Annotated in this window: 18 protein-coding genes; 3 read left to right on the forward strand and 15 right to left on the reverse strand. The window is 64.6% G+C overall.

Going from position 1 to position 17344, the window contains the following annotated elements:
* Nucleotides 1-42: 42 nt before the first annotated feature.
* A complete protein-coding gene (locus ACQR1I_RS12600; RefSeq protein ID WP_434864910.1) occupies nucleotides 43-216 on the reverse strand; it encodes a DUF1328 domain-containing protein in 174 nt (57 codons plus the stop codon).
* Nucleotides 217-496: 280 nt separating this feature from the next.
* On the opposite strand from ACQR1I_RS12600, the gene ACQR1I_RS12605 reads away from it, so the two are divergent.
* Nucleotides 497-1693 (forward strand): acyltransferase family protein, encoded by a 1197-nt coding sequence (locus ACQR1I_RS12605; RefSeq protein WP_434864911.1) that lies wholly within the window; start codon nucleotides 497-499, stop codon nucleotides 1691-1693.
* 331 nt (nucleotides 1694-2024) lie between these two features.
* On the opposite strand, the gene purL is transcribed toward ACQR1I_RS12605, so the two are convergent.
* Nucleotides 2025-4235 (reverse strand): phosphoribosylformylglycinamidine synthase subunit PurL, encoded by a 2211-nt coding sequence (purL, locus tag ACQR1I_RS12610; protein ID WP_434864912.1) that lies wholly within the window; start codon nucleotides 4233-4235, stop codon nucleotides 2025-2027.
* Between the two features lie 196 nt (nucleotides 4236-4431).
* On the opposite strand from purL, the gene ACQR1I_RS12615 reads away from it, so the two are divergent.
* Nucleotides 4432-4914 carry a PaaI family thioesterase gene (locus tag ACQR1I_RS12615; protein ID WP_434864913.1) on the forward strand — a complete coding sequence of 161 codons (483 nt, stop codon included), beginning with the start codon at nucleotides 4432-4434 and terminating at the stop codon, nucleotides 4912-4914.
* Nucleotides 4915-5158: 244 nt separating this feature from the next.
* Here ACQR1I_RS12615 and ACQR1I_RS12620 read toward each other — a convergent pair whose 3' ends face one another.
* The 7 genes from ACQR1I_RS12620 to purC form a co-directional block, all read right to left on the reverse strand.
* Nucleotides 5159-5896, reverse strand: coding sequence for a hypothetical protein (locus tag ACQR1I_RS12620; RefSeq protein WP_434864914.1), 738 nt, complete (start codon nucleotides 5894-5896; stop codon nucleotides 5159-5161).
* A 246-nt stretch (nucleotides 5897-6142) separates the two neighbouring features.
* Nucleotides 6143-7450 carry a DUF1236 domain-containing protein gene (locus tag ACQR1I_RS12625; RefSeq protein WP_434865134.1) on the reverse strand — a complete coding sequence of 436 codons (1308 nt, stop codon included), beginning with the start codon at nucleotides 7448-7450 and terminating at the stop codon, nucleotides 6143-6145.
* 245 nt (nucleotides 7451-7695) lie between these two features.
* Nucleotides 7696-8256, reverse strand: coding sequence for a hypothetical protein (locus ACQR1I_RS12630; protein ID WP_434864915.1), 561 nt, complete (start codon nucleotides 8254-8256; stop codon nucleotides 7696-7698).
* A 134-nt stretch (nucleotides 8257-8390) separates the two neighbouring features.
* Nucleotides 8391-9092, reverse strand: coding sequence for a phosphoribosylformylglycinamidine synthase subunit PurQ (gene purQ / locus ACQR1I_RS12635; protein ID WP_012045343.1), 702 nt, complete (start codon nucleotides 9090-9092; stop codon nucleotides 8391-8393).
* A complete protein-coding gene (locus ACQR1I_RS12640; RefSeq protein WP_434864916.1) occupies nucleotides 9089-9343 on the reverse strand; it encodes a hypothetical protein in 255 nt (84 codons plus the stop codon). The genes purQ and ACQR1I_RS12640 overlap by 4 nt, the downstream gene beginning before the upstream one ends.
* Before the next feature lie 4 nt (nucleotides 9344-9347).
* Nucleotides 9348-9590, reverse strand: a complete 243-nt coding sequence (gene purS / locus ACQR1I_RS12645; RefSeq protein WP_006614499.1) for a phosphoribosylformylglycinamidine synthase subunit PurS — start codon at nucleotides 9588-9590, stop codon at nucleotides 9348-9350.
* 11 nt (nucleotides 9591-9601) lie between these two features.
* Entirely contained in the window at nucleotides 9602-10369 is a 768-nt protein-coding gene (gene purC / locus ACQR1I_RS12650) for a phosphoribosylaminoimidazolesuccinocarboxamide synthase (protein WP_008974302.1), read from the reverse strand.
* Nucleotides 10370-10681: 312 nt separating this feature from the next.
* On the opposite strand from purC, the gene ACQR1I_RS12655 reads away from it, so the two are divergent.
* Entirely contained in the window at nucleotides 10682-11005 is a 324-nt protein-coding gene (locus tag ACQR1I_RS12655) for a DUF1476 domain-containing protein (protein WP_434864917.1), read from the forward strand.
* 91 nt (nucleotides 11006-11096) lie between these two features.
* Here the strand turns inward: ACQR1I_RS12655 and cynS are convergent, their stop codons facing one another.
* The 6 genes from cynS to ACQR1I_RS12685 all read right to left on the reverse strand — a co-directional run bounded on the left by cynS (nucleotide 11097) and on the right by ACQR1I_RS12685 (nucleotide 17334).
* Nucleotides 11097-11585 carry a cyanase gene (gene cynS / locus ACQR1I_RS12660; RefSeq protein WP_006614502.1) on the reverse strand — a complete coding sequence of 163 codons (489 nt, stop codon included), beginning with the start codon at nucleotides 11583-11585 and terminating at the stop codon, nucleotides 11097-11099.
* Nucleotides 11586-11632: 47 nt separating this feature from the next.
* Nucleotides 11633-12538: an ABC transporter ATP-binding protein gene (locus tag ACQR1I_RS12665; protein ID WP_434864918.1), complete on the reverse strand. Its 906-nt coding sequence runs from the start codon at nucleotides 12536-12538 to the stop codon at nucleotides 11633-11635.
* A gap of 246 nt (nucleotides 12539-12784) precedes the next feature.
* Complete coding sequence (ntrB, locus tag ACQR1I_RS12670) at nucleotides 12785-13624, reverse strand: nitrate ABC transporter permease (RefSeq protein ID WP_434864919.1); 840 nt, start codon at nucleotides 13622-13624, stop codon at nucleotides 12785-12787.
* Between the two features lie 181 nt (nucleotides 13625-13805).
* Complete coding sequence (locus tag ACQR1I_RS12675) at nucleotides 13806-15191, reverse strand: CmpA/NrtA family ABC transporter substrate-binding protein (RefSeq protein WP_434864920.1); 1386 nt, start codon at nucleotides 15189-15191, stop codon at nucleotides 13806-13808.
* Between the two features lie 96 nt (nucleotides 15192-15287).
* Complete coding sequence (locus tag ACQR1I_RS12680; protein ID WP_434864921.1) at nucleotides 15288-16163, reverse strand: sulfurtransferase; 876 nt, start codon at nucleotides 16161-16163, stop codon at nucleotides 15288-15290.
* 49 nt (nucleotides 16164-16212) lie between these two features.
* Nucleotides 16213-17334, reverse strand: a complete 1122-nt coding sequence (locus tag ACQR1I_RS12685) for an acyl-CoA dehydrogenase family protein (RefSeq protein WP_434864922.1) — start codon at nucleotides 17332-17334, stop codon at nucleotides 16213-16215.
* Nucleotides 17335-17344: the final 10 nt, after the last annotated feature.

A 17344-nucleotide genomic window follows, 5' to 3' on the forward strand; every position in this document is an offset into this window, starting at 1 on the left:
GCCAACCGGTCCGGCGTCTTTCGTCAGCAGCCTCTCGGCACGCTAGACCCTGAAGATCGTGAGCCCGAGAATCAGGAGCACGAGGAAGATCGCCAGGAAGATGTAGAACAGGATCCGCGCGATATCGGCGGAAGCTGCCGAGATACCGGTGAAGCCGAGAATGCCGGCGATCACCGAGATCACGAAGAACAGCAGCGCCCATTTGAGAAGAGTCACGGTATCGTCCTCCGGTGCAGCGCCGGGCGGCGCGTTTCGTCTCACTAACGACGACGGCTGGAACCGGTTCCTTTCAGGGTCCAGACAGGCCCCTGGGCAATTTCCGCAACTTTAGATCGGGCGGCGCGTAACTTCGCAGTTCGTGGGTTCGTACCGACATCAGGTGCAAGAATCAGCGCGATGTGTGAGGAATCGGCTTGCGGGCCGGCACGCTTGCTGATTTGCAGCACTGGCAGCGAGCTTTATAATCGGGCACGGCAGCAGCGGTGCTGGGGGTCACATGGTCATATCGGTTACGCAATCGGCGGCCGCCGCCAAGGTCGAGATGCAGGCTCGCCCACGCGCCCGGGCGCGCAATGCCGCGCTGGATCATGCCCGGACATTTCTGACGCTGGTGGTCCTGCTGCACCACGCCGTGATTCCCTACACCTATTTCGGGCACACCGATCCGACCTCCTTCCTCGGCTTCGACGGCATCGTGCTGGCCACCGACAGCTTCTTCATGGCCATGTTCTTCTTCCTGTCGGGCCTGTTCGTGTGGTCGGGCCTGGCCCACAAGACGACGCTGCAATTCCTGCGCGACCGGCTGCTCCGCCTCGGACTACCTTTCGCGATCGCCGCGCTGACCCTGATCCCTCTCGCCTATTATGCGATCGAGCTGCGCGCCAATCCGGACACCAGCTTCTCGGCCTTCTGGTGGAAGACCGTGACCGTCGGCCCCTGGCCGAGCGGACCGATCTGGTTCATCTGGGTGCTGCTGGCGTTCGACACCTCGGCCGCCCTGCTTTTTCGGGTGTCGCCGCGCTTGCTCGAGCCGATCAACAACCTGTCGCAGCGCGGCTTTGCGCAGCCGCGGGATTTCTTCTTCATTTTCCTGCTGATCACGGGCCTGCTCTACATTCCGGCGCGGCTGTATTTCGGTCCAACACATTGGTTCGAGGCCGGACCGTTCTCGGTGCAGGCCAGCCGCGTGCTGCTGTATGCGGCCTATTTCTACGTCGGCGCCGGCATCGGCTCGGCCAATTTCGAGCGCGGCCTGCTCGCCGCCGAAGGACAGATGTCGCAACGCGGCCTCGGCGCCTGGATCGTCGTGACGCTCGTGCCGTATGTGCTGCTCTGGGTGCTGATCACGATCAAGCGCGAGGTGCTCGACAACCCGCCGGTGCTGCCGCATTGGTACGAAGGAGCCTACGGCTTCTTGTTCGTGATCTTCAGCGCCGCGATGATGTTCGCGATCCTGTCCTACTTCCTCAACCACCGCCGCTCGGAGTTCTCCGTGCTCGATCGTATGCAGGCGGACGCCTACGGCATGTTCCTCGTGCACTATCCGATCGTGCTGTGGATCCAGTACTGGCTGTTCGACCTCAATCTGCCGGCAATCGCCAAGGCCACGATCGCCTTCATCGGCAGCGTGCTCCTGAGCTGGGGCGCGACCTGGGTGCTGCGGCAGATTCCGGGTGCGAAGAACGTGCTGTAAGCACGCATCTGCTTCCGTCCGTCATTGCGAGGAGCGAAGCGACGAAGCAATCCAGCAGTCCCGCCGGAGCCCTGGATTGCTTCCGCCTACGCTCTTCGAGCTTCGGCGGACAGCTCGCTTCGCTCGCAATGACGAATGTGGAAGGGGCGCCGCGCTAACAAACTCCGCTGTCGTCCCTGCGAACGCAGGGACCCATAACCACAGGGTGTCGTTGTTGGCGCAGGTCAACGACCAGCCCGCTTGACAACTCCGGTCACGGAGTATGGGTCCCGGATCGGCGCCATGACGGCGCGTGGCGCCGTCATGGCTTGTCCGGGACGACGGCGGTGGTTTATGCGGCGCCACCGCCCATATAGCTCGGCAGCCAGCTTTCGAAGCGGGTCTTCAGCGCGGCGATCTCGAGGGAGGCTTCGCCGGCAATGGCCAGCGCGGTCCCGCCGGTGGTGCCGATGCGCGTGCACGGCACGTTCGCGCCTCGCATCTTGGCGAGCACGCGGCCGGCTTCGGTCTCGGGCACCGTCACGAGATAGCGGGCCTGGTCCTCGCCGAACCAATAGGCGTGCGGCACGATCGACGCCGGCGCGGCCAGCAGGCGCGCGCCGATGCCGGAGGCCATGGCCATCTCGGCCAGCGCGACCAGCAGGCCACCGTCGGACAGGTCATGTGCCGCCGTCGCCGTGCCCGCGTGGATCATGCCGCGGACGACATCGCCGATGCGCTTCTCGGCGGCGAGATCGACTGGCGGCGGAGCGCCCTCCTCGCGGCCGCAGACGTCGCGCAGATAGACCGACTGGCCGAGCCAGCCATGGGTCTCGCCAATCAACAGGATCGCCTCGCCATCGGCCTTGAAGCCAATGCTGGCGGACTTGGTGAAGTCGTCGAGCAGACCGACGCCGCCGATCGATGGCGTCGGCAGGATCGCGCGGCCGTTGGTCTCGTTGTAGAGCGAGACGTTGCCGGACACGACCGGGAAGTCCAGCGCGCGGCAGGCTTCCGAGATGCCCTTCAGGCACCCGACGAACTGGCCCATGATCTCGGGCCGCTCCGGATTGCCGAAATTGAGGTTGTCGGTGATGGCCAGCGGCCGGCCGCCGACGGCCGTGATGTTGCGCCAGGCTTCCGCCACGGCCTGCTTGCCGCCCTCGAACGGGTCGGCCTCGCAATAGCGCGGCGTCACGTCGACGGTGAGTGCCAAGCCCTTCGGGCCGTCCTGCACGCGCACCACGGCGGCATCGCCGCCGGGGCGCTGCACGGTGTTGCCGAGAATGACGTGGTCGTACTGCTCCCAGATCCAGCGCTTCGAGCACAGATCCGGCGTCGAGATCAGCTTCTCCAGCGCCGGGATGATGTCCATCGGCGCCTTGACCTCGCGGGCATGGATCACCGGCAGGCCGGGTGAAGCGACATGCGGGCGGTCATAGAGCGGCGCCTCGTCGCCGAGCTCCTTGATCGGCAGATCGGCCATGACGTCGCCGCCATGCTTGACGACGAACCGCTTGCTCGGGGTGGTGTAGCCGACGACCGCGAAATCGAGGCCCCATTTGCGGAAGATCGCCTCGGCTTCCTTTTCCTTCTCCGGCTTCAGCACCATGAGCATGCGCTCCTGGCTCTCGGAGAGCATCATCTCGTAGGCGCTCATGCCGGTCTCGCGGGTCGGCACGGAATCCAGATCGAGGTCGACGCCGAGGTCGCCCTTGGCGCCCATCTCGACCGCCGAGCAGGTCAGGCCGGCCGCGCCCATATCCTGGATCGCGATCACGCAATCGGCGGCCATGATCTCCAGACACGCCTCGAGCAGCAACTTCTCGGCAAAGGGATCGCCGACCTGCACGGTCGGGCGCTTCTCCTCCGACGAATCGTCGAACTCGGCCGACGCCATCGAGGCGCCGTGGATGCCGTCGCGGCCGGTCTTGGAGCCGAGATAGACGATCGGCATGTTCACGCCGGAGGCCGCCGCATAGAAGATCTTGTCGGCGTCGGCGAGGCCGACCGCCATGGCGTTGACCAGGATGTTGCCGTCATAGCGGGTGTGGAACCGGGTCTGGCCGCCCACCGTCGGCACGCCGAACGAATTGCCGTAGCCGCCGACGCCGGCGACGACGCCGGACACCAGATGCCGGGTCTTGGGGTGCTCCGGCGCGCCGAACGACAGCGCGTTCAGGCAGGCGATCGGACGCGCGCCCATCGTGAAGACGTCGCGTAAAATGCCGCCGACGCCGGTTGTCGCACCCTGGTACGGCTCGATGTAGCTCGGGTGGTTGTGGCTCTCCATCTTGAACACGACCGCCTGGCCGTCGCCGATGTCGATCACGCCGGCGTTCTCGCCGGGCCCCTGGATCACCCACGGCGCCTTGGTCGGCAGGCCCTTGAGATGGATGCGCGACGACTTGTACGAGCAGTGCTCGTTCCACATCGCCGAGAAGATGCCGAGCTCGGTGAAGGTCGGCACCCGCCCGATCAGCTTCAGAATGCGCTCGTACTCGTCGGGCTTCAGGCCATGGGCGGCGACGAGCTCGGGGGTGATCTGCGGTTCATTGCGCATGGAGAGATGCCTTTGCCCGTGGGCCGCTGGTCCCTTAAACCCTGCTTCATAAATACAGAGGCCAAGTGGGAAAAGGCCTTTTACGGCCCTCATCCGCCCTGTCCAGAGCTTTGGCCGGGACCGTCTGGCGGGATATTTGCAGATTTGCGACCGATCGGATTTAAGACGGTAAATCAACAGTTAAAGGCCCCGCGACGTGCACGACCTGACCCGTTCCGCCTTCGAGAACCGCCCCGGCATCCACATCGCCACATCAGGCGAATTTGCCGGCTGGCGCACCTGGATGCGCGACAGCTACGAATCCCACACCGGCCCGTTCTGGCACCGCATGGAGGACGACGGCTCGATCCGCTGCGCCTTCCGGGTCGAGAAGAAGCATCTGAACGGCGGCGGCAACGTCCATGGCGGCTGCCTGATGACCTTCGCAGACTACTGCCTGTTTGCGTTCGCCGCGCCGATCATGCAGGGGCCGGGTGTCACGGTGTCGTTTTCGTCGGAATTCCTCGATGCCGCGCGCGAGGGCGAGCTGATCGAGGCCACCGGCGAGGTTACCCGCGCCGGCGCCTCGCTGATCTTCCTGCGCGGCATGCTGCATTCCGGGACGAAGCCGCTGTTCTCGTTCTCCGGCACGATCAAGCGGGTGAAGCGGCGAACGCCGGACGCGGCGAGTTCGCCGTAGCGGTGGGCAAGAGCGATCCCCCCCAGCTCTCGCCGTCATTCCGGGGCATTCGCGCGCAAAATGGCGAAGCCATTTTGAAGCAGCGCGAATGAGCCCGGAATCCATAACCCGGAGCGGTGGTTGGGACGAAAATCGGCCCCACGCGCAGCTCGCGAAACATGCCCGTTCGTGAGTATGGATTCCGGGCTCGCGCTACGCGCGCCCCGGAATGACGCGTAGAGGGAGCGTGGGTCGCCAGCCGCTCCTACCCCGCGATCTGCTTTTCGGCGATCGATATCCACTCGGCCTGGGCCTTGCGGACGTGGCGGGGCGAGCGCTTCATCTGGATCAAGAGCTCGGTGAACACCACCTTGGCCTCATCGACGCGACCGACCAGCTTGAGCAGCGTGCCGTAGCGCGCCTTCGCCTCGCTGCTCGGCGCGTAGTCGAGCAAGGCCTGATACTCGTCTAGCGCCTCTCCGGTACGGCCGGCGTCCTGCAGTGCGCGCGCATAGAGCATGTGCGCCTCGGCCGAATTGTAGTCCGGCCAGGTCTTCTGCAGCTCATCGAGCGTCACCAGCGCGTCGGCCGGCCGCCGACGCGCGAATTGCGCCTTGGCCTTGCCGAGCGCGAACAACGGCTCGTGGCCGAGCGGCAGGCTGAGGATGTGATCGTAATGCTGCTCGGCCTCGTCATAGCGGCCGATCGCGACGCATTCCTCGGCAAGCGCGGCGCGGTTGGCGATGGTGTCCGTCACAGCGACGCGATCCGACAGCTCGCGATAGTATTTTTCAGGATCGAGCTTGTTGGCGACCCGCTTGCGTGCCTTCTGGACGTCATGGCTGCCGAGCCATTCGGGGATCAGCTCGACGACGATGTAGGCCAGCGCGCCGATCATCGGCACCATCAGAATGATGAAGGCCCAGGGCTGCATGCGCCCGGTGCGCGAGGCATGATAGATCAACGAAATGTCGAGCAGCAGAACGACAATTGCGACAGGCACGGCAGACCCCCAGTCACGCAGCCCGGACAACACACGCCGAAATTGATAGCGTGACCGGCAGACGCCCACAATCCCATGCCGGCACGAGGCTGAATGGGCGTTGCCCGTTTGACGCACCGCTGCCACAGCCGGTTCAACGCCCGGCGTGATGACGTTCGATGGCCGTACGGCAGACGGCCGGCACGAACGGACAAGGGCGGAAGCGCCGCGCGCTCCCGCCCCTTCCAAGCCGAACCTGCAGCCGGATTACTGCTGCTGGTCGATGACCTGCACCACCTTCTGGTCACGCGGGTCGATCAGCACGACCTGATCGCCGATCGCCAGATACTGGTAGTTGGCGAGCTCCGGATTGGCGCGGGCGAGCTCGTCGGGCACCCGGCGCAGGCTGAGGCAGCTCGAGCCCGACGAGGTCGACGACGACGATGTGGTCGAGCCCACCGTGCCCGTCTCGGTGGCGGCGCGGCGCAGGATCTGGCGCTGATCGTCCGACAGCACGATCCGGGTCGAATTCACGCCGTAGCCGCCGCGATCGTAACCGCCGCGGTCGGCGCGCATGCCGTTCTGCGGGATGACGTCGACGATCTCGCGGCTGCGCGGATCGATGATCGCGATCTCGTCATGCACCACCGTGTACTCATAGCCGCGATATTCCGGCACGATGGTCACGATATCAGACGGCAGCGGACGCGGCCGCACGCGCTCCGGCAGACGCTCGCCGACACTGACGTTGATGTTGATATCGGTGCGAGCGCGATCGAAATCGTGATCGTGCTTGAGCTGATCGACCACGCGGGTCTTCTGCTGCTCGTTGACCTGGACCTGCGTGCTGGAGCGGTTGCCGTTGGGCTGAGTCTGATTGTTGGCCTGTCCGGTCTGATCCCGCTGACCGCCGCCCGTCGCGCCGTTCTGCTGGTTCTGTTGCGCCGTCGTGTTCTTGTTGTCGGTCGAGCCCGGCTGATTGGCCTGCTTGTTGCGGTCATTGTCCTGCTTGTCGCCGGCCTTGTCTGCAGCCTTGTCGGAGGTGCCGCCCTTGCGCTCGTCCTCGCTCTGCCGGGCCTTGTCGTTGTTGCGCTCGTTGCGATCGGCCTCGCGGTCGGACTTGCGGTCAGACGTGCCCGACTTGCTCTCGGCGGCGCGATCCTCGCCCTTGCGCGTCTCGTCCGCACGGCCCTGCTGCTGCTTGGACTCTGCCTTGGCCTTGCTGTCCGGCTGCTTGTCGGCCTGCTTGCTGTCGGTGGACGATTTCGTCTCGGCGCTCTCTTTGGCATCGCGGCCGCGTTCGGCTGCGCCTGCCGCGTGCTCGCCCTTGCTCTCGGCGCTCTGCTTGGCATCATGCCCCGAACGCTCCGAGGCACGCTCCTGGGCTTGCTCGCGCCCGGCCGCCGTCGGCTCGGTGCGACGCTGCTCCTGCGCGCTCTGCTTCGTTTCTGACGCTCCGCGTTCCATCGCCGCGGCACCGCTCTTGGCTTCTCCCTTGGCCTCTCCCTTGGCCTCGGCGGCGGGACGGGTCGCCTCACGCGCGGTCGAAGCGGCAGGACCGCCCTCGCGCTTCATTTCGCCTTGTGCCGATGCAGCACCTGATGCCGTGCCGATCGACAGGATGATTGCGGCCGTGCCCAGCCAGTGTTTCGTCGTCATGTGAGAACCTCCTTGGTTCCCTGCCCCATTCGTGGGCGACAACGCGAACGACCGCCCGGCGTTGCGGGCCGCCGCGAGAAAAAACTGCGGAACGATTTGGATGAACGTCTCGGGCTAGGAGCTCGACACGCGTCAAGCAACGCCTGGAAGCAGCCAACGCCTCAACGCTGCGGCACCCCCAGCAGGACCAGCACCGGGATCGCAAACTGCGCGAAATTGGTGGTGCTGTTGGTCTCGCTACTCGCCGAGCTGATCAGGCTCGCACTGCCCCTCGATCCAAACAGCATCCCGCTCACCTGATATTCCCGGCTGCCATCAGGCGCCACCTTGAGGCGCCGAACGCGAAAGACACGCGGCACGCCGGTGCCCGTGTCGCCTTCGGCGGCGAGAATGGTGGTCGTCTGGCCCGGCGCGCGCTCGTCCAGAATCCGGATCGTCTGCTCCTGGGACGCGCGGAACTGCTCGAGGGTCATGGTCGTGTCGGGCGCGTAGAGCCGGTAGCTCACCTTCGAGCCCGGGCCGCACTGGGCCTCCTGGCACAGGAAAAAGGTGATGTCCGTGCCGTTCGGCCGCTGAGACTTCCAGCCGCCGACCGAGAACGGCAGAGACGGCGCAGCAGGCGACGGGTTGACCGGCGGAGCGGCCGCGGGGATCTCGGCCTGGACGACATCAAGTCCGATGCCGACACAGAGAAACAGCGCCAGCAGCAGGCGCGTCGACATCGAAACCAGGGCAGAGGTCATTTGCGGTCCGTAGGATGAAGCAAGTGCCCGACACTGCATCAGCAATCGGCCGTTTGTTGGCCCGGCCTCGATCGGACCCGGTCGAGGCATGACACAAGTGAGGAGAGCCGCGATCAGGCGGCGCGATCGAGATGGGCGACGAGGCCGGCGAACAGGCCGCGGCCGTCGGTGCATCCCATGATGTCCTCGACGTGATTCTCGGGATGCGGCATCATGCCGAGCACGTTCCCGCTCTCGTTGACGATGCCCGCGATCGAATGCGCCGCACCGTTGATGTTGCTGAGGTCGCCGACCTCGCCATCGGCCGAGCAGTAGCGATAGAGCACGCGCCCGTCGCCATTGAGCCGCTTCAATGTCTCCTCGTCAGCCGCATAGTTGCCCTCGCCGTGGGCGACGGGGACGCGGATGACCTGGCCGGCATTATAGCCACGGGTAAACGGCGAGTCGGAGCGCTCGACGCGCAGATGCACGTCCTTGCAGATGAACTTCAGCCGGTCGTTGCGCATCAGCACGCCCGGGAGCAGGCCGGACTCGCACAGGATCTGGAAGCCGTTGCAGACGCCGAGCACGAGGCCGCCCTTGGCGGCGTGATCGCGCACCGCATCCATGACCGGCGCCCGCGCCGCGATCGCGCCACAACGCAGATAATCGCCATAGGAGAAGCCGCCGGGGACGACGACGAGGTCGGTGCCCTTGGGCAGCGCCGTCTCGGCGTGCCAGACCATCGCCGGCTCATGGCCGGAGATCATGCGCAGCGCGCGCGCCATGTCGCGCTCGCGATTGATGCCGGGGAAGACGAGGACGGCAGATTTCATAGCGAAGGTACATCGTTGAGTTCGAGCCGCCGCTCGATACGATCGAGACGGCCCTCGTGGCGAACCAAAGTGGCATGGATGCCGGAGAGCTCCTGGTGGATTCCAGTGATCTCCTGACGAAGAGCAATCTGAGCCGTTCGCGCGGCCTGTTCAGCCAACTTGAGCTCGTCGATCTTGCCGTCAACCTGCGCGAGCCGCGCCTGGATCGACTTCAGGACCTCGTACATCAGCTCGTTGGTGATCGCGGCCATAGCCCTACCCCAACAGCTCCACCCGGTAATTCTCGATCACCGTGTTGGCGAGCAGCTTGTCGGCGGCGGCCTTGAGGGCCGCCTCCGCCTGGGCCTTGTCGGCGCCAGCGAGCTCGATGTCGAACACCTTGCCCTGGCGCACACTCGCGACGCCGTCGACGCCGAGCGATTTCAGGGCGCCCTCGATCGCCTTGCCCTGCGGATCGAGGATGCCGGTTTTCAGTGTCACCGTGACACGCGCTTTCACGTCTTTAACCCTCAGCTCTTGACCAGGACCGGGCCGGAGCCCGCCGGACGCTCGTTCTCCATCAGGATGCCGAGCCGCTTGGCGACCTCGGTATAGGCCTCCAGAAGGCCGCCAAGATCACGACGGAAGCGGTCCTTGTCGAGCTTCTCGTTCGACTTGATGTCCCACAGACGGCAGGAATCAGGGGAAATCTCGTCGGCGACGATGATCCGCATCATCTCGTTCTCGAACAGCCGGCCGCACTCCATCTTGAAGTCGACGAGGCGGATGCCGATACCGAGGAAGAGGCCGGTCAGGAAGTCGTTGACGCGGATGGCGAGCGCCATGATGTCGTCGATCTCCTGGGGCGTGGCCCAGCCGAACGCGGTGATGTGCTCTTCCGACACCATGGGGTCGTTGAGCTGGTCGTTCTTGTAATAGAATTCGATGATCGAACGCGGCAGCTGGGTGCCTTCCTCGATGCCGAGGCGTTGCGACAGCGAGCCCGCCGCCACGTTGCGGACGACGACCTCGAGCGGCACGATCTCGACCTCGCGAATCAACTGCTCGCGCATGTTGAGGCGGCGGATGAAGTGGGTCGGCACCCCGATGTCGTTGAGGTGCTGAAACAGGTACTCCGAGATCCGGTTGTTGAGGACGCCCTTGCCTTCGATCACCTGGTGCTTCTTGGCATTGAAGGCGGTAGCGTCGTCCTTGAAGTGCTGGATCAGGGTGCCCGGCTCCGGACCTTCGTAAAGGACCTTGGCCTTGCCTTCATAAATGCGACGCCGACGGCTCATTGGGATGTACCGTGTTTTGTTGAAATCCATGAAATGGTGGGCTCCGGATGACTTTGGACAGGACCACGACGGAGCTGCCGCGAGGGCCTGGATCTCTACGGAAACAGAACAAGAACCGGGCCTGTGGGAAACCTATCCCATTGGTGTGCCGAGCACAATCGATCCAGACCCGGGCGGCGGAGTTTTACCGCCCTTCCCTGCGGCCTCGTGCCCGTTGTATTGGCAAGATGTTCCAATTATTTAGGCGTGCGGATACCGCCCCGCAACCGCCTCCGCGGTTAACCCTCTTCGGCAACACTGGAAGTTCCGGCCATGACCACGTTCGACAAGCGCGAGGACGCGTTCGAGAAGCAATTCGCCCATGACGAGGAATTGAAGTTCAAGGCGGAAGCCCGCCGCAACAAGCTCCTCGGCCTCTGGGCGGCCGAGAAGCTCGGCAAGTCCGGCGCCGATGCCGACGCCTACGCCAAGGAAGTCGTCGCCGCCGATTTCGAGGAAGCCGGCGATGCCGACGTCGTGCGCAAGGTGCTGGGCGATCTCACCGCCAAGGGCGCCACGGTGACCGAGGCGGACGTGCGCGCGAAGATGAGCGAGCTGCTCGCGACCGCGGTGGCGCAGGTCAAGGCGGGACAGTGACGAGAGGCGAATAGCGAATGGCGAGTAGCGAATAGGGGCAACTTGCCCTCGTTCCCTACTCGCTACTCCCTATTCGCCATTCGCCCCTTCCCTATTCTTCCTTGAATCCATACTCCGGCACGTTGCCGCTGGCACCGTAATATTTGTACGGCAGGAATTTGCCCGACATCGAGATCTTGACGCGGTCGCCCTTCGGATTGGGCAGGCGCTCCATCACCATGTCGAAATCGATCGCCGACATGATGCCATCGCCGAACTCCTCCTGGATCAGCTCCTTCCAGGCAGGGCCATTGATCATCACCAGCTCATAGAAGCGATAGATCAACGGATCGGTCGGCGGCATCTGCACGCCCTCGCCACGCATCGGCGTCTCGTTCAGCATCGAGATTTCGCTCTTCGAGAGACCGAACAGTTCGCCGGCATTGGCCGCCTGCGGCTTGGTCAGCTTCATCTGGCCGAGAATGGCGCCGACGATCAGCACCTCGGAATAGCCGCCGATCTTTTCGCAGATGTACTTCCAGCTCCAGCCCTTCTCGCGCTTGATGTCGAGCAGCTTCTCGGTGAGGTCGGATCGCTTCATGCTTGGTCTCCCTTGATGGACCTTCGTTGATGGGTTTCTTCCGAGCGTCAGCGGGCGACGGCCTGCGGCGCGTCGCTATCGGCAGGCTTGGACGCCACGATGGTCGGCTCGGTCCGGCCGATCTTGACCACCGGCACCTTACGCGGATCGTGATCCGGTGTCTCCGCAGTGAAGGTCTTGCTGCGGCTGACCAGGAAGTCGATGATATGGTTGCGCAGCGCGTAGTACAGCGGATGACGGTGCAGATCACCGCGTAGCCGGTCCTTCGGCAGCGGGTTCTCGACGATCTCGGCAAGCACCGCGCCCGGACCGTTGGTCATCAGCACGATCTTGTCGGCGAGATAGATCGCCTCGTCGACGTCATGCGTGATCATGAACACAGTCTGCCCGGTCTCGACACAGATGCGGCGAACCTCGTCCTGCAGTGTGCCGCGCGTCAGCGCGTCGAGCGCCGAGAACGGCTCGTCCATCAGCATGATCTTCGGCGTGATCGACAGCGCGCGCGCAATGCCGACGCGCTGCTTCATGCCGCCGGACAGCTCCGACGGCCGCTTGTGCTCGGATCCGCCGAGCCCGACCAGCTCGATGTATTTCAGCGCATGCGCCTTGACCCTCGCGCGGTCCCATTTGCGCCATTTCGACGAGACCGCATAGGCGACGTTGCCGAGCACCGTCCGCCACGGCAGCAGCGCATGGCTCTGGAAAATGACCGCCCGATCGAGGCTGGGACCCTCGATGGCCTGGCCGTCGACGACGACCACGCCCTCGCTTGGCTCGTCGAGGCCGGCGAGGATGTTGAGCACCGTCGTCTTGCCGCAGCCGGAATGGCCGATCACGCAGACGAACTCGCCGCGGCCCATCGCCAGCCAGAGGTTCTCGAAGATCGTGGTGCTGCGCGCGCCATCGTAGCGCTTGGCGATGCCCTCGATCGAGATGAATTTGTCGGGTGTCATCCTCGCTCCCTCCACGAATCCGATGCGCTCCCTCTCCCCGTTCTTACGGGGAGAGGGTTGGGGTGAGGGGCAGCCGCACGGATACTGCGAGCCGTGGCGAAAGATGAGGGGCACACGCGCCAGAAGTGTGTGTCGAGAGACCTGTACCCCCTCACCCGGATTGCATCTGCGATGCAATCCGACCTCTCCCCGCAAGCAGGGAGAGGTAAGGGCGCAGCGTCGCTTGGGATCACCAGCGTCATCCCCCTACTCCGGAAACGTCACGAGCCGCGAGACACGCGCCAGCAGTTGGTCCAGCACCATGCCGACGAGCCCGATCAGCAGGATCGCGATGATCACGTTGGTGATCGACAGGTTGTTCCACTCGTTCCAGACGAAGTAGCCGATGCCGGTGCCGCCGACGAGCATCTCGGCAGCGACGATCACGAGCCAGGCGATGCCGATCGAAATGCGCATGCCCGTCAGGATCGTTGGTGCGGCAGCTGGAAGGATGACAGTGAAAGCGCGCCGGATGTTGCTCACTTCGAGCGTGCGCGCGACGTTGATCCACTCCTTGCGCACGCTGGCCACGCCGAAGGCGGTGTTGATCAGCATCGGCCACACCGAGCAGATGAAGATCACGAAGATCGCCGACAGGCTGGAATCCTTGATGGTGTAGAGCGCCAGCGGCATCCAGGCGAGCGGCGAGATCGGTTTGAGGATCTGGATGAACGGATCCAGCGCCTTGCTCATCAAGGGCGACATGCCGATCAGGAAGCCGAGCGGAATCGCGACCGCGACCGCGATCAGATAGCCGAGCATGACACGCCCGAGCGAGAAGGCGAGCTGGATGCCGAGCCCCTTGTCGTTCGGACCATTATCGTAGAACGGCCGCCGCAGATGTTCCCACAGTTTGGCGCCGACATCGAGCGGACCGGGCATGGCCGATTTGCCCTGCGTCGCGGTCATGCCCATCAGCTTGGCGTATTCCGGGCTCATATTGGCCGCCGCGCCCGTGCCGCGCGTAGCGATATGCCAGGCGCCGAGGAACACGGCGAGCAGGACGATGGAGACGACGGCAGCACGGAAGCGGAGTGAGGCGGTCATGCCGTCGCTCCCCCATCGGTGTCGTCCCGGCGAACGCCGGGACCCATAGCCACCGAACTCAATGGACGGGTAAGACTGTCGCTAACGCTCCTGCCCCACGAGAGGTCACGGCGTATGGGTCCCGGCGTACGCCGGGACGACACCATTCGTGGGGTTGGCAGCGTCACGTCCATCGCTCCCATCACGACGCCTTCTTGATCTTGAAGCTCGCGACGTAATCGTCCGGCTTGGTCGGATCGAAGCTCTTGCCCATGACCGAGAACGACTTGTACGACTCGGCCGGCGGCGTCAGGCCCATCTCGGTCATGACCTTGCGCGTATCTGTCGCGAGGTAGATCTGCTCGGCGACCGCCTTGTAGTCGACGTCGCCCTTGATCTGGCCCCAGCGCTTCATCTGGGTCAGCATCCACACCGCGAACGACTGCCACGGGAACGGATCGAAATCGACGCGCTTCGGGTCGGTCTTCACGCCGCCCAATCCATCAGCATACGTGCCGGTCAGCACCTGCTCCAGCACCGTCACCGGTGCGTTGATGTAGTTCGCCGGGGCAATGGCCTCCGCGATCTGCTTGCGGTTCTCGGCCTTGGCCGCGTAAGCGGTGGCGTCGACGATGGCGCGGGTCAGCGCGGCAAAGCTGTTCGGGGCCGCGGTGATGAACTCGCGGCTGGCGGCGAAGCTGCAGCAGGGATGGCCGTCCCAGATCTCCTTCGACAGGATATGGAGGAAGCCGACGCCGTCATAGATCGCGCGCTGGCAGATGTTGTCGGGCGCAAGGAAGCCGTCGATGTTGTCGGCCCTGAGATTGGCGACCATTTCCGGCGGCGGCACCGAGCGCAGCTGCACGTCGGTGTCGGGATCGATGCCGTGCTCGGCGAGATAATAGCGCAAGAGATAATTGTGCATCGAATAGTCGAACGGAATGGCGAACTTCAGGCCCTTCCAGTCCTTCGGGTCGCGCTTGTCCTTGTGCTTCATCGACAGCACGATGCCCTGCCCGTTGATGTTCTCGATCGCGGGCACCGTGAACGGGATCGGCTGCGCGCCCAGGCCGAGCGAGATCGCGATCGGCATCGGCGCCAGCATATGCGCGGCGTCGTATTCCTTGTTGATCGTCTTGTCTCGGATCACGGCCCAGCCGGCGGTCTTGACGACTTCGACGTTGAGGCCGGCCTTGGCATAGAATCCGAGTGGCGCCGCCATGATGATCGGCGTGGCGCAGGTGATCGGAATGAAGCCGACCTTGAGATCCTTCTTTTCGGGCGCGCCCGCTTCGGCAAATGCCTCGGTTGCGGTCTTCAGCGGGAAGAACTGCGAGACCGCGGCAAGCGCGGTGGCGGCGCCGACGGATTTCAGGAAGGCGCGGCGGGTGGCGACTTCCGGAAATACCGCGCGCAGCACCGCAGACGCGACAACGTTCTCGTAACGCTTCTCGCGACTGTCGGCGACCGGCTCACAGCGCAGCGCCAGCATGGCGTGCTCGTGTTCGGCCGGGCTCTGATGCTGGCCGCAAATACAACCGGCATTCACGCGGGAATCGGCATCGAACGGATCATCGAAAATCGACATGTGCTGCGCCCCTTTGTCACACCTGCGCTGACTGCGCCTTCGAACTGCTCATCCGGCCGCGTTTTTCAGCGGCCGGATGTGCTTATCATGCAGCTTCTATGCCGCTTTGCTGGTCAGCGCCGGCATCGGGAGACCTTCCTCGATCGGCAGCGACGGGTCGCGCGACCACTCGTTCCACGAGCCGAAGTACATCCGCACATCCTTCACGCCGGCGTTCTTCAGCGCGAGGAACGTGTTCGAGGCGCGCGCGCCCTTGAAGCAGTAGAGATACACCGGCGTATCGACCGTGATGCCGACGGTGGCGCATTCGGCGAGGATCTCGTCCTTCGACTTAAAGCGCGGGCCTTCGCCGGTCGGCTTCATCATGCGGTACCATTCGAGCCAGACGGCGCCGGGGATGCGGCCCTTGCGCGGGCAGAAATCCTTGCCGTAGGGCGATGAGGAGTCGCCGATCCACTCGTCGACATCGCGCACGTCGAGGATCGCGATCGCCGGATTGCCGACCGCAGCGAGCATCGCCTTGGCATCGATCAGGATGCTGCCCGCCTCCGGCACGATCGCGAACGAGGCTTTGGTCGGCGACGGCACGTCGGTGCTGACGGGCATGCCGGCCGCGACCCAGGCGTCGTAGCCGCCATGCAGCACCTTCACCTTGGGATAGCCGAGCATCGTCAGCAGGAAGTAGCCGCGGCAGGACTGGCCGAAGCCGGAGTTCATCGACTGCTCGTAGACCACCGCAGTCTCACTGCCCGAGAGGCCGGCGGCACCAAACGCATCGGCGAACTTGGTCTTCAGCTCTTCCATGCCTTCGGGAGTCGACGTCGCGAGATAGGTGAAGATCTCATGCACGTTCACGGCGCCGGGGAGATGTCCCGCACCGTAGACATCGGGATTGCGGGTGTCGATGACGACACACGGTTCTTTCTTGATGAAGTCAGCGAGTTCGCCGGCAGTAATCAGAACGTCCGTCATGGCAGGCCTCTCCTGGTCTAAACTTCGTTGTTTGCCATTCTCGCCGGCGTCAGCCGTCGGCGAGCATCTTGCGGAGCTGCTTGGTCGCGGGGGTCACGATCGCGACGAAATAGGCCTCGCGCAGGCGACGTTCGGCGCGATTGCCCTTGATGTAGCCGCGCGCTCCGCAATGGAGCATCGCGGCGTGAGCCGCGGCGACGCTGGCCTCGCCGGCCCGCAGGCGCAGCGCGACGACCTTGCGCCAATAGGTCTCGTCGGAGTTGTAGGGATCGCGGGCGAGTTCGGCGGTCTCCTTCGCGAGCTCATCGGCAAGCGCGCTGAAGTCGACCGGCTGTTGCGGCAGATAGCGGTTGACGTGGCCGAGCGGCGCCTCGACCTCCTGCATGATCTTGATGCAATCCTTGATCAGGCCGAGCGCCATGCCGGCCTGCAGCAGGATGAATCCGGCGCGGATCTTCTTGACGAACGGACCGGCGGGATCAGCGAGGATCAGCTCATCCGGCACGAACAGATCGCGGAACTGGATGCCGTAGGTGCCGGTGCCATCCATTGCGAGGAAGGGCTGGCACGGCTGCAGCGTCACCGCCGCATCCGAGCAGTCGGCGATGAACATCACGATCTCGCCGGGCGCATCCTCGCGCTCGAAGATCGTGCCGAACATGTGCTCCGGGCCGAGATTGGAGACCCAGGGCAGCACGCCGCGCACGACATAGCCGCCCTCGACCTTCCGGCCCTTCAGCTTGAGCTTCTCGATGCCGAAGAAGCTCTTCATCGGGTTGGAGAGCCCGGTGCCGCCGAGCAGCCGGCCGCTGGCGGCGTCGTCGAGCAGGCGATCGACCAGCGCCTTGTTGGACGAGTTCGCGATGTACCAGACCAGCGTGTTCTGGCACCACGCCATGAACGCCGAGGCGCCGCAGACCTCTCCGATCGCGGCAATCGAGTCGATGGCGCAGTTGAGATCCGCTGCGCCATCCTCCGGCACGTGGCTGCTCCACGCGCCGACCTCGCCGAAGCGGCGGAGCACGTCAGCCGGGTACACCGTGCCGGCGTCGATGCCAGAGGCCAGCGGCGCGAGCTCGTTGCGCGCGATCGCCGCCACCTGCTCGACGGTCGACGCCACGGGCATGATGCCCGCGCCATCGACCGCCAGATGCTGTCCGAGTGAACCCATGACGTCCTCC

This window comes from Bradyrhizobium sp. HKCCYLS2038, assembly GCF_051167655.1.
GTDB lineage: Bacteria > Pseudomonadota > Alphaproteobacteria > Rhizobiales > Xanthobacteraceae > Bradyrhizobium.